The organism is Psittacicella hinzii (genome assembly GCF_003585935.1).
Taxonomy (GTDB): Bacteria; Pseudomonadota; Gammaproteobacteria; order Enterobacterales; family Psittacicellaceae; genus Psittacicella; species Psittacicella hinzii.
Genome location: NZ_NRJG01000097.1, coordinates 1 through 15,737 on the forward strand (window position 1 = coordinate 1; position 15,737 = coordinate 15,737).

A 15,737-nucleotide genomic window follows, 5' to 3' on the forward strand; every position below is an offset into this window, starting at 1 on the left:
GACAAAAAATACTATAAAAATAAATCTATTTATTTTGTAACATTAAATGTCTTCAACAATGCGAATTTTTTTCGCTTGGACGCGACGACGTGAATATGGACTATAGTGTGGTTCATTAGTATTAAAACGTCCGCGATGTTCGTTGCGTTCAATAATTAAACGATTAGCTTCTAAGAAATTAGCAATTGTAAATACTATCGAGTTTACCGATTTTTTATCTACATCAATGGCAAAATCAGCAAAATACTCATAAGCTAGATTACGTTCTTGATGTAAATATTTAATTCGTTGTTGTAATTCTTCTTTAGTTTTACAACTAGCTACAATTGGACGGGTTTTTAACTCTTTATCGCGTGTTAAACGATCTAACTGGGTAGCTTCTGACATTCTAAGATAGATAACTAGACCAGCTTCCTTCATATATTTGCCATTACAAGGGCGCATAAGAATTCCACCACCTGTAGACACAATCGTACTATCAACTAGAGTAGTTTGTAATAATGAAGCGGTTTCATAAATACGAAACTCTTGTTCTCCTCTAGTTTTAAAAATTTCGGTAACTGGCATGTTATACATGCGTTCAAGATTGCGGTCAGTATCAACGAAGTTAATATTTAGGTTTTTGGCTAATTCTTGTCCAATGGTAGTTTTACCTGCACCCATGTGACCAACTAGATATACGTTTTTCATCCTGACTACCCATATATTAAAGAGTAAGTGGTGTGTTATGTAAATCTTGCAAGTGCTTAATGCTAGATTGTTCTTATATTATATGAAAAAGTCAAATAATTACTTGAATTATTACACTAAAATCACAAAAACAGTACCTAAATTAACAATTATTCTTCAAACGAAGACAGTAATGTCGGTTCTTCTTTGGCAGCAGATCTTCTACGATAATTACTTGGTTCTAATTCGATTGCTTTAAGATGTCCGTCGTATAAATTGATTTGACGATAAATTGGACGATCCATAGAGATAATGGTATCAGTTGACTGAATTTCTTCAATACTCTGAATTTTTTCAGTAAGAATACGATGTAAAGAGCTAATAGAATCTACAAGTACTTTAATAAATAAAGAGTAACGCCCGGTAGTGTAATAGGCTTCAGTAACTTCATTAATTTCACGTAAGCGTTCAATTACATGTTTATAACTATGCGCTGTACTTAAAGTAATACCTATAAAGCACATAATTTCATAACCTAGTTTTTCTGAAACTATTTGAATTTTGGCTTTTTCAATTACTCCAGCATTACGCATTTTATCTAAACGTACGTGAATTGTCCCTACACTAATGCCATAAGCTTTTGCAATTTCACGATAAGGCACATTAGGATCACGTGAAAGTTGTAACAAAATATAAGCGTCTAAATCATCGTATTTATACACAGACATACAAAATCTAATCCTACCTAAAAGATGGTAATTCCGGTTGCTTGTTAAATAATCAACTCTTATTAATAATTGCGTTGTTACTAAACAGACTAGCTTATTTTATTATAGACTAATAAAATTTCTTTGCTTAGTTATTTTAGAAAAACTTTAACAAGTCCTCTCTATTTTTAAATCCAACTCCAATAATTAATCCTTACTTTTAGATTTTTCTATAAGCAGAAAAAATGCCAACCCTAAAGGTTGGCACATACACTTGAGGTTACAAATTAGTTAAAACTAATTTGTGCCCTAGATAAAAACTAAACGTTTTTAACATCAATTAAATTGTAACAAGCAACAAAGTGCGGAACTCCTTCAGGATTAGTGTTTTCTAATGTTGGAGGTGTTGTTGCACATTTATCTGTAGCATATTTACAACGCGTACGGAATACACAACCTGATGGCGGATTAATTGGTGACGGTAAATCACCATCTAAGAACTCTATTTTCTTATTACGCTCAAGGTGTGGATCAGGAATCGGCACTGCTGACATTAATGCACGTGTATAAGGGTGCTTAGTATTTTCGAAAATCTCTTTCGAGCTTGAAAGTTCGAATACTGAACCTAAATACATTACAAGTACACGATCCGAAATATGACGCACTACCGATAAGTCGTGGGCAATAAAAATTAAGCTAATGCCATATTCACGTTGTAAATCTTTAAGAAGATTTACTACTTGTGCTTGAATAGAAACGTCAAGAGCTGATACCGGCTCGTCACAGATAATAATTTTTGGACGAGTAATTAGAGCACGAGCAATACCAATACGTTGCGCTTGTCCACCTGAAAACTCGTGTGGATAACGGTTGATCATATTCGGTAAGAGACCAACTTTTTTCATGGTAGCTAGTACTTCAGCTCTAATTTCTTGTTTTTTCATGTGTGGGTAGTGAATTTTTAGCGGTTCAGCAATTAATTCACCTACTGTAATACGCGGGTTTAAAGACGCTGATGGATCTTGGAAGATCATCTGAATGTCTTTTTTATATTTACGACGCGCGTGGTTACTTAAGCCAATTAATTCATCGCCTAAAAACTTAACACTACCTTTACCCTCAACTAAGCCTACAATCGCACGTGAGAGCGTTGATTTACCACAGCCAGATTCCCCTACAATACCTAGAGTTTCTCCGACGTGTAAATCAAAATTTACATTTTTTACAGCTTTTAAAGTGTTGTACTTATTAAAAAAGATACCACCAGAGCGTTTAATTCTAAAATTAACATCGAGGTTACGCACACTTAAAAGCACTTTATTCTCACTCATTTTAACTCCGCATGACCTCTAGTTTATTTAGTAATGATTACTTTCTCTTCAACGCCTAAAATCGTTGATCTATCGCCAGCATAGTGAGCTTGGCTAACATCTAAACTTTCACCTGTTAGTTGCTCGTGTAGCTTACGATAACGCTCCATCATCTCTTGTTCACTAATGTGACATGCGCGACGACGATCATTGCCAAAAGCTTTTAATGGGGCAATGTTATTACATTCGTCAATTGCATGCTCACAACGTGGCATAAATGGACAACCTTTTGGTAAATTTAATAGGTTTGGTGGATTACCAGGAATTGATGATAATTTAATATCTTCTTTATCAACTCGCGGAATAGATTTTAATAAACCTTGAGTATATGGGTGAGTTGGATTATAGAAAATATCTTCGGTATTACCATACTCCATTGTACGACCACCGTACATAACCAGTACTTTTTCACAAAAGCCTGCAACTACCCCTAAGTCATGGGTAATAAGAATTACAGAAGTTTTAAAATCTTTTTGTAATTCACGTAACAGGTTCATAATTTGCGCTTGCACCGTTACGTCTAAAGCTGTAGTTGGCTCATCGGCAATAATTACCTTTGGCTTACATAGTAATGACATAGCAATTACTACACGTTGTCTCATCCCACCAGAAAACTCATGTGGGTACATTGATAAACGTTTTTCAGCCTCTGGCATTTTAACCGCATCTAAAATAGCTTTAGCTTCTTTTAGTGCTTGACGTTTTGCCATTCCTTTGTGAATAACTAGCACTTCCGCTAATTGATCACCAACTGTTAAATATGGATTTAATGAAGTCATCGGATCTTGGAAGATCATTGAGATTTCATTACCACGAATTTTATTTAATTCTTTATCTTCAAGAGTTAATAAGTCAACTTGACCGTGATTAGATTGGTATAGAGCGTGACCGTTGGTAAAACCATTTGATGCTAATAAGCCAATTAAGGCAAATGACGCTTGTGATTTACCTGAACCAGATTCACCTACAATCCCTAGTGTTTCACCCTCGTGTAGTTGGAAGTTTAATTTATTAACTGCTGTTACTACACCATCATTGGTTCTAAAGTTTACTTCTAAGTCTTGAACATCTAAAAGTAATTTTGACATAAAGCTTCCTCAGTATCTAACTTAGACTCTCTTAACGATCTTTTGGATCTAGAGCATCACGTAAACCATCACCAATAAAGGTAAAGGTGAAAATAGTCGTTGATAAAAATAGTGAAGGGAAGAATAATAACCATGGTGCAACTTGCATTACAGATGAACCATCGGCAATTAAAGATCCCCAAGAAGCTAAAGGTTCTTGTACCCCTAAACCTAAGTATGATAACGCTGATTCAGCAGCAATCGAACCAGGAATAGAGAACGAAAGGTAAATTACAATCGTTGACATTAAATTCGGCACAATGTGTTTTAACACAATTGAACGATTTGATACCCCAATCACTTTAGCAGCATCGATATAGTCACGGTTTTTAATTGCAATGGTTAAACCACGGATCATACGTGCTTTACCATACCAACCGATAATTGACATTAAACCTATAAGCGTAAAGAGCGAGTTACCAAAGAACACAAGCGCCATGATGATTACAAACAGACCTGGAAGTGAATCTAACACTTCTAGCGTACGCATCATAATACTATCAACAATGCCACCAAAATAACCTGATACGGCACCGTAAGTCACACCGATAATTAACGAGAAAATAGCTGTTAAGAACCCGATGATCATTGAAATCCGACCGCCGTAAGCAATACGAGCTAATACGTCACGTCCATTTTCATCAGTACCTAACCAGTGTAATGATGACGGTCCGGTTGAAATATTATCCCAGTCGATATCTTCATAGTTAAATTGCGTAAAAAATGGCGCAAATACTACAAATAGTACAATAGCTAACAACACAATAGTCGAAGCTACAGCCGCGCGGTTACGCGAGAAACGGATTAATGCGTCTTGCCAATATGAACGTGAATCAATTTCGAGATTCTCAGATTCTTGCGCTGGCAGATTCGCATTTTTATTTACGGTATCTGTAGACATAAACTCTCCAAAATGAGGGTGTTAGAATTTAACGCGCGGATCAACTAACGCCATGAGAATATCATTAACAATGTTGGCTAATACGATTAATACCCCTGAAAGGATAGTAATACTTAATACTAGACCATAGTCACGGTTGGTTGCCCCTGACACATATAGTTGACCAAGACCTGGAATACCGAAGATTTGCTCTACGATAATTGATCCAGAAATAAAACCTACAAATGATAGGGTAAGTACCTGTACCACTGGCACAGCTACAGCACGTAAAGTGTGGTGCACAATAATATAACGTGTACTTAAGCCCTTAGCACGAGCTGTACGGATATAGTTATTATTTAATACTTCGATCATATTACCACGCGTAATACGTGCTAAGAAAGTCATACTTCCGTACACGTAAATAATAATCGGCAGGATCATATTACGAAGTGCACCACCATTCCAGCCTCCTGATGGGAGCCAGCCTAGTTTAACGGCAAAAACGTAAATTAATACTGGAGCAGCAACGATAGTTGGGATAACTGACCCCACAACTAGTACCCCAATTACCGAATAGTCAACCCAAGAGTTTTGATAAAGGGCTGCGACAATCCCGATTGTAATCCCTAAGAAAAGTACTATCACGAAAGAAATCGAACCTAATTTTAGAGACGCACCAAACGACTGTCCTACTAATTGGTTAACGGTAAAATCTTTATATTTAAATGATGGACCTAAATCACCGTGTGCTAAATCGTTTAAGTAAATTAAAAACTGTTTCCACATAGGTTCATTTAAGTGGTATTTCGCTTCGATGTTAGCAATGATTTCTGGTGGATATGCCCGTTCAGTGGTAAATGGGCTACCTGGTGCTAATCGCATTAAGAAAAACGTAATCGCTATTAAGATTAGCAATGTTGGAATCGCTTCTAAAATACGACGAAAGATGTATTTATACATAGGGCTACTCAAGTATATTTATCTTCATTGGCAAAGCCCATAATTAACTATTAACTACAACATGCAGCTTGCAGTTAATAGGTAATTAAATGAAGATATAGCGATTAAAAATAATAAACAAAAAAGTAAACTAGTTATAACCAGAAACAGCTTAAGCACTAGCTTGCAACTTGCATATTAGTTATTAACTAGTTAAATATAATTACCTTAAACTTGCTTTTTTATATATAAGAATATAACAAGCAATAAATCTCGAATTTAATTTTTATTTTAAATTAAAACTCGCTTTAATTTTATATTAGTGCATTTTTATCCTATTTGCAAGGGTCAAATCCTACAAGTTACGAAAAAGTTAGCACCAGTCGCATTTTTTACAGAGATAAATGCAACTAAAACTTACGTCGAAGTTAATTTTATCGTCGTAAGTAGTAATATAAAATGCTTATAAGTAACAGAACATCTAAGCTATCCTCATTCTTACCCAATCAATATTCTCACGAAAAACCAAGCACTTACAGACAGCCATTTCCTTATTCTTACCTTAGACTTTCCTAAAACTACAATTTTAGTTATCGATAAATTCTCTTGCCTCTGTATAAATTAGGATTTAGGAGCACTGAAAAATTTGGTAAAAATATTTTTATAAATTAAGCCAAATCTTAGCCGCTAAATACGAATGATTTGCAATAAGCTCTTAAGTTGCCGCAAGGATTAACACTATGAGGGGTAATACTACAAAAAAAGTCACCACTAAAAAGTGATGACTGTAATAAAAATTTAATTTAAGTTACAAAGTATTAACGGCGTTTTTTGCTTTTATTACGCTTTTTACCACCGTGTGAGAAATTAGCGCTAGTTACCCCTAAATTCAAAATGCCAGAGACATTTTTCATTTCGCTTTCAACTTTACCACCTTCGGTAAAGCGACGATAACCTGGTAATTTCGGACTTTGTTTAAATACATAATGATCTGTTGCGCGATCTAAGAAGCAATATGGAGAGAAGAAGTCGTATCTAAACATACGCGAAGCAATTTGTTTTTGCTCGGTAATTTGTGACACGTTTGGATACACACTTAATAAGTGACCTCCGAACTCATATGCTTGATCTTGAGCAATAATCCCTAGCACGTCAGTTTGTGCTTCCATATTTGCTAGTAAGAAAATAGTACCTGTAGTTTTAAAGCCACGGGTTAATAAACTTACGTGTTGAATTACAGCTTGTTGTAAGTATACGTCATTATCAGCCACAATAACTGCATGACTAAATACCGCACGCTCTAAATTTAAACTATTAAAGTCGTGCACCACAAAGCTAAACTCATTAGCAAAACATTCTAAGAAAGCTTTAACTTCAGGATTATTTACAACTACTAAACCACGAGATTTAGTATTTTTCTGTTGTAGTAAAAGACTCAAAATCGTATTAACTATTTTAGAAGGCGTTGCACTTAAATAGTTAAGTTGAATTTCTAACTCTTTTTCACCTAAAGCTGGAATGTAGCCGTAACGACGTAAAGCAGGTAATTGCTCTTTTTCATAAATACGATAATCACCATTACTTTCTTGCGGTAGAGCGTATGAAGTTAATGGTAAATCAAACGCTTGTAAAGCAGCAATAGGAGCACTATTAATATCTTTACGTAAAGCTTCAATTAATTTATCGTAATTGTACGCTGAAGCTTCAAAGTTTACATAACTTGAGTCATTAAAATCTTCTTGACTAAAGTTAACCCCATAAGCATAACGTTCAGCCGACGGTAAATCGTAAACAATTTGCGTATTGCTTGCGCGGTTTTCACTACTGTCAGTAGTATGTACTAATTCTTCAGCCGAAGATTCTGGAGAACTAATTAGAATGGTTGACGTACCAGTAATACTAAAGAGCTCACGCACAAAGTTAGCAAAATTACTCGCTGTACTATCTTGATAAAGATCATAACTATTTTCAACGACAATCACATCTGGTGAAGTGTTAGTTAAATAGTTACGATATTCAGATTGCGTCATTAAGACAATTTCAGTATCAGCTTTATAATCTTTGTTACGATCGTAGATGTCAATCATATACTGATAAGAATCAAGCATATTTTCATCTAACGGCAGATCTTGTTCGCCAGCTTGAGATAGGGCACGACGTAAGCTTTCAATGTAAAGATAGATTTGCTGATCAATGTCACTTTGTTCCATAGTTTCAAGTAAAGATTGTACTTTCTCAAAACCTGGATTTTGTTGTGAACAGTGTTGACGTAAATAACGTTTATATTCTTCTAAATTAAGTAATAGATTCTCGTACTCCATTTTGCGAATGATCATATCGCTTAATGGATTAGTTTCAGAATTCATTACTGAATTTGCTTCTAACGGAGCATTAGTAATTTCACTTAAGATTTTAATATTTACTTGTGCATCCGGTTCTTTATTGAAGATATTACAGAATAGTTTCGAATATAAAGATAATAATTCAGCTTGGCTATCGCTTACAATCCAATAAGCCGCAACATTACGCATGTACGAAATGCGTTTTTTACGTTCAGTAAACAGATTAATTAAGCGGTGAATCGCAATCGAAATATTCGTAATCATATCACCAGAATTTAAGTTCTGATGATAAGCATTGGTTACGATATTAATGTCTTTGAAAGTAGCTTTACTATCACGTTCGTAAATAGTAGATACCCCTAAACGACTGAAGTAATTACGATTAATACCAGCTAACACCATGAGATTACCGTTTAAATTTGGATAGTAAGAAATCTCACGATTATTAAAACGTACAGTTAAGAATTTATCACTTGATAATTGACTATGCCAGTTACGTTTTTCTTGGTGTTCAAAATAATCTGCTGATTGTAAGTCAATGTTACATAGACTAGGTGGATAGTAGAAGGTACTATCGTTTGGAATAGTATTACGTCTTACAATACGACGATCACGTAAGAAGTCGTGAATTACTTTACGTTGTTGTTCTACTAAATCTAGGCTCTGCTCTTCTTCAATACTTTCTTCACCGTCTTTAGCTTTACGACGTTTATGTTTGGCGTTTTTAATTGTACCAAAGACAATTAGAGCTGAATATTGATCGCTTGGACTATCAACAATACATGATAGATCTGCTAAAAGATTACGACTAATCTCTACATCTTTAAGCAGCACTGCTACTTCAATGCGTCCACGATAGAATGGTAATTCTTTAGCTTCAACAATTGCTAGTTGTTTTGCACCAGCGCGCAGCTCGGCAACTTGTGCACAAATCTCTTCAATTTGTTGGGTCGTCTGAGCGCGATCATTAGTCACCACTAACACCGTACGTTGCAGCACCCCAAAAGCTAATGACACTAATAATTGCGGATCTATATCGCGTAATTTACTAAAGTGTTTACTCGGAGCAAGACGTAAAACTGAATTTTGCGCACTAGTTAAGCCATTACCTGTAACAAAGTTACGCGCATCTTGATACTCAAGTAGTAAATTAAAGTGTACGCGTTCGTTATTGCCCGTAATTGAATTTAGCTCTAAGAAATATGGAGCAAAGCATTCGAACATTTTAACTTGTACATTACGTACAACTAAGCGACTTAAGGTTTCTAAGTGCAGTTTTTGCTCTTGTTTAGCTTCATCACACCATACGAACGTATTTGGATTTAAAGCTTTAATAAAAGTTAATAAGTGACTACGTTGCGCATAGTATTCAGGATTATTGTATAAATAACCGTTAAATACATAGAGTAAACCAATAGGTGCAGCTTGGTATTGATATACACGCTCACCTACTTCCACATCGTTACCATCTTTATCACGTTGGTAAACCATGTGACTGGTTTCGTAAGTTTCGCTTGAAGCTGTTAAAAACTCATACACTGATTGTAAGTGTGAGTAAAGTTCGTAAAGGGTAAACGGCTCGTTATTTAAATATTGTTCGAGCTCACGTTTTAAGGTAATGTCGTGATTTACGTGCGGTAATTCATTAAGCTTAGCATATTGCTCTGGGCTAATGTTCTCACGAGAGATAGCGACGTCTTTACCTTGATTTTGTTCAATAACTTCACTTGTCCAAGCTAAGAAGCCTTTAATAAAATTAGTACGAGATTTAACTAATTCTTGGTATTTCACCATAAAACTAGGTAACTCGTCTAAAGTTAAGATTGCTAAACCTACGCCAGCTGTATCAATCTCTTCTACTTTAGTAAAGCATTTAAATTGATGTAGTTTGGTCTGTAAGAAATTAGCAACATAAGGCTTAATAATCTCTACCACAGTCTCTTTTTCAATTTCGTTGTCGACAAGAAAAAGATTTAAGACGTCACTTGTGCCTTCAACAGCTAGAGGATTAGTTACTTGGTTAAGTAATGAGAGCATTGACATAAGATAACGATCTATGTCGTTATCAAATTGCGCAGCATAGGTATAGCCGCTAAGATACATATCATTAAAAGTTAATACTTTTAAATGCTCAAATGCACCCGAAGCGACAAATTCAGCAACAATAGGTTTCATTGCTTGCGCAAAATCAGCACCATACTTACCTAACCACAATTCGGTTTTTTCGGTCATGTTGATTACTTAAAAGAAACGGAGTACTACTCCAAGATATTTATGATTATCCTTAATAGTTTATATAGCTCTAGACTTATAGTTACGTTAAAGATAATCCCAAAAAAGAAAAAACAATCCGCATGTTATACGGTCAATCAATGGTATTTAGGGCAAAATGCCACTTAATTATTATAGCTAATTTTGCCGTTGATAGCTACCTATAGACTAAAGTCGAGACAAAATAATTCAAATTATGCGACTTTTATCGTTTTTATGTGTATATTTTACCTTAAGCCTGTAGCATAAGCCACAAAAAACGCCGTATTTTTGCAAATACGGCGTCATTATGACTAATCTAGATTTAAAATTTGCTTGTCATTTTTTCAATAACAAACTATTTACTTTTATAGACAGCCTTTTATATACATCTGCATGGATACTTTATCCTAAGTATCTATGTACTAAGAATTATTTAGGGATAAATAATTTTTATTTACTCGCTGCCTTAAACTTTTCAGCGTTGCGAGTGTAAAAATCATACGCTTCTTGCATATAACTTGGACTTAAGCCTAAACTTTCTCTGGTCAGATTTAAACGACTAAGCACTTGAGTTAAGTAATTACTATACTCCTCAAAACTTAAATCAGCCTTTAAGCCAGGTACTTGTAAAAGTTGTCCAGCTAAGCTTAGATCAATAATCGCGCGTGAAGTTTCAGGCTGATTTAGTAAACGATTAAAGTAAGTTTCAATCCCAACTAAACGTGGCAGAGTGAACTTGCTCCAGCTTTGTGTTTGCGCTTTAGCTAAAGATCCATCATCATTAATAACCTGAGCATTAGCAGTTACTTGTTTACCGCTAACTTCTGATTGTTTTACAGATAGCTCTTGTTGTGCTTTTAAATCCACATTACCAGTCGCTTGAATATTACTATTACTAATATTTACATTTTGTCCTGAAATGTGAATATTACCTGCCTGAATGCTGCCGCCAGAAATCGACACTCCACCTTGTTGATTACTAATGTCAACCTGCGAGTTTTGCGTAGAAGCTTGAGTTTTAGATTTAGCTACTATTTGTTTTGCATAAGCTGCAACATAGTCAAGATATGCATTTAAACTCGAAGCAATAGGTACTGCTTGGGCACGATTTAAGTTTTCTAGGACAATCGTCAGATTACTTTGATTCGTACGTAATTGCATATCTACAAGTAAAATAGCGACTTTTGCTTGCGGAGCTAAAACCACTTGTCCGTTAGTAACGGATAAGCCTGGAGTATGGATTTGACTTACAACTTCTTGTCCGTTTTGTAAAAAGAAATATGGTGTAGTTGTTAGCTGTGAGTGTTCACTAGTTGAACCTTCCTGTGTTAAAGGAGCGATAACAAAGGCATATTTCCCTTTACTTTGGTATTTAACGTAGCTTGTAAAGTAATCTTGTACAAATTGCTGCGCATTTTTACGTTGTAAAGTTGTAGCTTTAGAACTTAAAGCCGCAACTAAAGGTTGGTAAAATGCTGCTTGTACTTGAGTTGAGCTAATAATATTAGCTCCTAAATTTGCTTCAAGCCCCTCGATTAGGGGTAGAGGTTGATAATCTTTAGTTGCAGTCCCTAATTTACAAGTAGTACTCATACGAGTAAACTCATAAGCAAAATTATTTACTAAAGTATCACCTGCTTGTTGCACACAAGAATTAACTTGCTTGGTTGGATAAACAGTTAAGCTAAAACTTTCAGCATAACTGTTACCACTAATAACACCAGAACCTAAGCCAAAACTAATACTTAAAGCTAAAAGTGTTTTTTTCACTTTGCTAGTCTTGTAACCTTTTATCATTTCCTATACCTCATTAATGTCGATGAGCGCCATATAGGCTTTAGCTTTATCTGTAGCCATACGTCCGCGTGGCGTACGTAAAATAAAACCTTGCTGAATTAAATAAGGCTCAACTACATCTTCGAGTGTTAAGCGGTCTTCACCTATAGAAGAAGCTAAGGCATCGATGCCGGCTGTACCGCCAAATTGATTAATTAAAGTATGTAATAAACGATAGTCTAAACGATCAAGCCCGTGCGCATCGATATTTAGCTTATCAAGTGTTAGCTTAGTAATATCTAAACTCACTTGTCCATGGTTTAAAACATCAGCAAAATCACGTACTCGACGTAATAAGCGATTGGCTATACGTGGCGTACCACGTGCACGCTTAGCGATCTCTAGTGCAGATTCTTTTTCCATGTGCACTTGTAGTTTAGCCGCTGAATTTAAAATAATTTGCGCTAACTCTTCAACTTTATAGAATTTTAAATTGTAGTGATTCCCAAAACGAGCATATAACGGACCGGTTAATGATCCAGCACGTGTTGTTGCTCCAATGAGCGTAAACGGAGATAGAGGTAAACGCATAGTATTAGCTCCAGCCCCCTCTCCGATAAGAATATCGATTTCATAGTCTTCCATCGCACTATAAAGAACTTCTTCTACTTTGGCAGGTAGACGATGAATTTCATCAATAAAGAGAATATCGTTTGGTTGTAAGCCATTAAGAATGGCTGCTAAGTCTACGGATTTTTCAAGCACTGGTCCGGTGGTGGTGACAATATTAACTCCCATTTCATTGGCAATAATATTGGCTAAGGTGGTTTTCCCCAGACCAGGCGGTCCAAAAATCAACGTATGATCGAGCGGAGCGTGACGTTGCTTAGCAGCAGCAATGCTAACCGTAAGCAACTCTACAATATCGTCCTGACCAATATAAGAATCTAATTGTTTAGGACGTAAAGCTCGATCTGGTTGTTTTTCACCTGTTGCTTGCTCGGCTGAGACAAGACGTTGTTCATCAAGCATAATTATTCCTATTTGCTAAATCTAAAGCATTCTTCGTATGGTGTTACTTTTTAACTAAATTGGCATTGTCTTTATATTGTTCTAAACAAGCTTTAATTAAAACTTCTAATGCCATATTCGGTTGCCATACTTTATCTATTATTTGCTGAGCTGCAGCTTCTTTTAAGCCTAAGTTGATTAAAGCTTGAGCTGCGGTTAGACGCACTGGATCCATATTTACTTCTAGTTCTTGACTATCTAATAAACCAGTGTTTAAACTCGTCTCTTCTCTAGTGCTACTATCTGCTACCGGATTAACAATAGGCTCGGCTGCTTGTTGGCTCGTAGCTTGTGATTGAGCAATAACTTTATATGCACGATTTAACATGTGCATTTGTTGTTGCCCTAAAGCTACAGTTTCCATTAAAGCGTCTAAGCGGTTATTTAGTTCAACTACCATTCGCTCGGCAGTCGCTTTCCCAATCCAAGGTACAGCGGCTAAAGCTTTAACATCTTTTTGGTTAATAATGCTTAATAGGGTATTAAAGTCATACATGCCTAATACCGACATGGCAACTTTCGGACCGATTTTATTTAACTTAATCAGCTCCATAAAAATGCGTTTATCAATGGCATGTCCAAAGCCATATAATTGATGCGCATCTTCGAGCACACGATGGTAAACAAAGAGAAAAACTTTTTTCCCTACTTCAGGTAAACGCTGAAAAGTCGTTAAGGGTACTGTTATTTCAAAACCAATACCTTGGCAGTCGATTAAAATCGTACTTGAGCTTTTATCTAATAATACTCCGTGGATACTTCCGTACATTGTTTAGTGTTCCTTAAAATTTGCTACTGCTACGGTAATGTTGTGTTTTGGATTAAATTTTAAATAGTTTTTAGTTTTAATTTGCTTAAATTCTAGCTAACTTATATCCATTTTCTAGTAGAGATGTAGCTAAGCTACATCTCTTTACTTGTATATTCTTAGCTTGTTTATAGCTGTTTTTCTTGCCTATATTATAACGTTTTTAGCTATAGGAGTTTTTCGTTATCGTACAAGCTCTCATTTCTTACTTCTTACTCTTTACTCACCATCAGTTTGGGACGAAAGAAGCTCACGAATTACGGCAAAAGCTTGTTTCAGATTTTTCACTGGACGAATATCTAAATGTGGAATCGTAATATTTATTTTATTACTTGCAGGAATAATCGCTACATTAAAACCTTGACGTGAAGCTTCTAGTAAGCGCTCTTGTCCCATAGCTACAGGACGTAACTCTCCACTTAAACCTAACTCTCCTAAAACAATTAAATTACGGGGCAAAATTTTATTTAAAGACGAACTTAAAATTGCTAAGACTACAGCTAAGTCTGCTGAAGTTTCTTGCACTTTAATCCCTCCAACCACATTTACATATACTTCATTGTTGTACATTTGAATGCCACCATGTTTTGCCATAATTGCTAAGAGCATTTGTAAGCGGTTATTATCAAAACCGTTTGAAATGCGGCGCGATGAGTCTTTGTTTGAATTATCTACTAATGACTGAATTTCTACGATTAATGGACGAGACCCTTCCCATAGCACCACAATTGCCGAACCTGGAGCCGGATCATCGGTACGCGAAAGGAAAATCGCTGACGGATTTTTTACTTCGTGTAAACCGCTCGAATCCATCATAAATACACCAATTTCGTTTACTGCACCAAAACGGTTTTTAGTTGAACGAATAATCCGAAAACGAGAATCTTCGGCAGCTTCAATCATTAAAGAACAGTCAATAACGTGTTCGAGCACTTTAGGACCGGCTAATGTACCATCTTTAGTTACATGTCCGACCATAATTACCGATGTATGCGTTTGTTTAGCATAACGCGTTAAAGCAGCAGCAGATTCTCTTACTTGACTTACCGAACCTGGTGATGAAGTTATACCGTCTAAACTCATTACTTGAATTGAGTCGATAATCAGAATATTCGGCAGTTCTTCTTCACAAATATTAATAATTTGATCAACCGAGGTTTCTGAAAGCATTAGTAGGTTTTCATCAGTTGCAGGCATACCTACACGTTCAGCGCGCATTTTAACTTGCTCGAGCGACTCTTCACCTGTAACGTAAAGAATTTTATTTTCTTTACTTAATTTAGTCACTATTTGTAAAAGAATGGTAGATTTACCAGCCCCTGGATGACCACCAACTAGAATAGCCGAACCAGGAACTAAACCTCCGCCCAACACTCGATCAAACTCACCAAATCCGGTATGTGTACGCGCAATCTCTTGCACTTCGATCTGACTAATACGTTTAGCACTGGTATCAAAAATCCCCGCATAACCCCTGCGATTATAAGCACGAGTTTGACGTTGGAGCGCAGTTTTCTCTTCACGACTAAAATCTTGTTCTAGCTCTGAAGTTAGCACTTCATCTTCAACGGTCTTACTATTGCTTGCTGCTCGTTTACCTGCTTGTGCAGCTTGTGCCGCACTACGAGGTTTTACTTTTTTAACAACTTGTGCACCAGATTCTGCAGGAGCGCTTACGCGAAACTCTTTAAGCGTTCCATACTCACCACAAGCACGGCATTTACCTTCCCATTTAGGGTAGTCAAAGCCACAGCTGCTGCACACATATACTATTTTATCTTTCTTGCTCATA

The 15,737-nt window shown here is 36.0% G+C and carries 9 protein-coding genes and 2 pseudogenes; all 11 read right to left on the reverse strand.

Going from position 1 to position 15,737, the window contains the following annotated elements; translation table 11 throughout:
* Nucleotides 1–42: 42 nt before the first annotated feature.
* Nucleotides 43–690 carry a shikimate kinase gene (locus CKF58_RS05430; protein WP_119531751.1) on the reverse strand — a complete coding sequence of 216 codons (648 nt, stop codon included), beginning with the start codon at nt 688–690 and terminating at the stop codon, nt 43–45.
* A 257-nt stretch (nt 691–947) separates the two neighbouring features.
* A pseudogene (locus tag CKF58_RS05435) lies at nt 948–1,397 on the reverse strand (Lrp/AsnC ligand binding domain-containing protein); the annotation flags it as partial.
* A gap of 299 nt (nt 1,398–1,696) precedes the next feature.
* Nucleotides 1,697–2,707: a murein tripeptide/oligopeptide ABC transporter ATP binding protein OppF gene (oppF, locus tag CKF58_RS05440; RefSeq protein WP_119531755.1), complete on the reverse strand. Its 1,011-nt coding sequence runs from the start codon at nt 2,705–2,707 to the stop codon at nt 1,697–1,699.
* A 152-nt stretch (nt 2,708–2,859) separates the two neighbouring features.
* A pseudogene (locus CKF58_RS05445) lies at nt 2,860–3,834 on the reverse strand (oligopeptide/dipeptide ABC transporter ATP-binding protein); the annotation flags it as partial.
* Between the two features lie 31 nt (nt 3,835–3,865).
* Complete coding sequence (locus tag CKF58_RS05450; RefSeq protein ID WP_119531759.1) at nt 3,866–4,774, reverse strand: ABC transporter permease; 909 nt, start codon at nt 4,772–4,774, stop codon at nt 3,866–3,868.
* A 21-nt stretch (nt 4,775–4,795) separates the two neighbouring features.
* On the reverse strand, nt 4,796–5,716 hold the full coding sequence (oppB, locus tag CKF58_RS05455) for an oligopeptide ABC transporter permease OppB (RefSeq protein ID WP_119531761.1): 921 nt from the start codon (nt 5,714–5,716) through the stop codon (nt 4,796–4,798).
* Nucleotides 5,717–6,513: 797 nt separating this feature from the next.
* The gene (locus CKF58_RS05460) at nt 6,514–10,269 is read right to left on the reverse strand and encodes a hypothetical protein (protein WP_119531763.1); all 3,756 of its coding nucleotides are present in this window, start codon (nt 10,267–10,269) and stop codon (nt 6,514–6,516) included.
* A 471-nt stretch (nt 10,270–10,740) separates the two neighbouring features.
* Nucleotides 10,741–12,060, reverse strand: a complete 1,320-nt coding sequence (locus CKF58_RS05465) for a hypothetical protein (protein WP_147397224.1) — start codon at nt 12,058–12,060, stop codon at nt 10,741–10,743.
* A 30-nt stretch (nt 12,061–12,090) separates the two neighbouring features.
* The gene (ruvB, locus tag CKF58_RS05470; protein WP_119531767.1) at nt 12,091–13,098 is read right to left on the reverse strand and encodes a Holliday junction branch migration DNA helicase RuvB; all 1,008 of its coding nucleotides are present in this window, start codon (nt 13,096–13,098) and stop codon (nt 12,091–12,093) included.
* Nucleotides 13,099–13,141: 43 nt separating this feature from the next.
* On the reverse strand, nt 13,142–13,906 hold the full coding sequence (ruvA, locus tag CKF58_RS05475) for a Holliday junction branch migration protein RuvA (RefSeq protein ID WP_119531769.1): 765 nt from the start codon (nt 13,904–13,906) through the stop codon (nt 13,142–13,144).
* Between the two features lie 258 nt (nt 13,907–14,164).
* Nucleotides 14,165–15,736: a DNA repair protein RadA gene (radA, locus tag CKF58_RS05480; protein ID WP_119531771.1), complete on the reverse strand. Its 1,572-nt coding sequence runs from the start codon at nt 15,734–15,736 to the stop codon at nt 14,165–14,167.
* Between the last annotated feature and the right edge of the window lies 1 nt (nt 15,737).

What these genes read in the sequence shown, in the direction of transcription:
- CKF58_RS05430 (WP_119531751.1), bottom strand. Translation starts at nt 690, where the DNA reads ATGAAAAACGTATATCTAGTTGGTCACATGGGTGCAGGTAAAACTACC.
- oppF (WP_119531755.1), bottom strand. Translation starts at nt 2,707, where the DNA reads ATGAGTGAGAATAAAGTGCTTTTAAGTGTGCGTAACCTCGATGTTAAT.
- CKF58_RS05450 (WP_119531759.1), bottom strand. Translation starts at nt 4,774, where the DNA reads ATGTCTACAGATACCGTAAATAAAAATGCGAATCTGCCAGCGCAAGAA.
- oppB (WP_119531761.1), bottom strand. Translation starts at nt 5,716, where the DNA reads ATGTATAAATACATCTTTCGTCGTATTTTAGAAGCGATTCCAACATTG.
- CKF58_RS05460 (WP_119531763.1), bottom strand. Translation starts at nt 10,269, where the DNA reads ATGACCGAAAAAACCGAATTGTGGTTAGGTAAGTATGGTGCTGATTTT.
- ruvB (WP_119531767.1), bottom strand. Translation starts at nt 13,098, where the DNA reads ATGCTTGATGAACAACGTCTTGTCTCAGCCGAGCAAGCAACAGGTGAA.
- ruvA (WP_119531769.1), bottom strand. Translation starts at nt 13,906, where the DNA reads ATGTACGGAAGTATCCACGGAGTATTATTAGATAAAAGCTCAAGTACG.
- radA (WP_119531771.1), bottom strand. Translation starts at nt 15,736, where the DNA reads ATGAGCAAGAAAGATAAAATAGTATATGTGTGCAGCAGCTGTGGCTTT.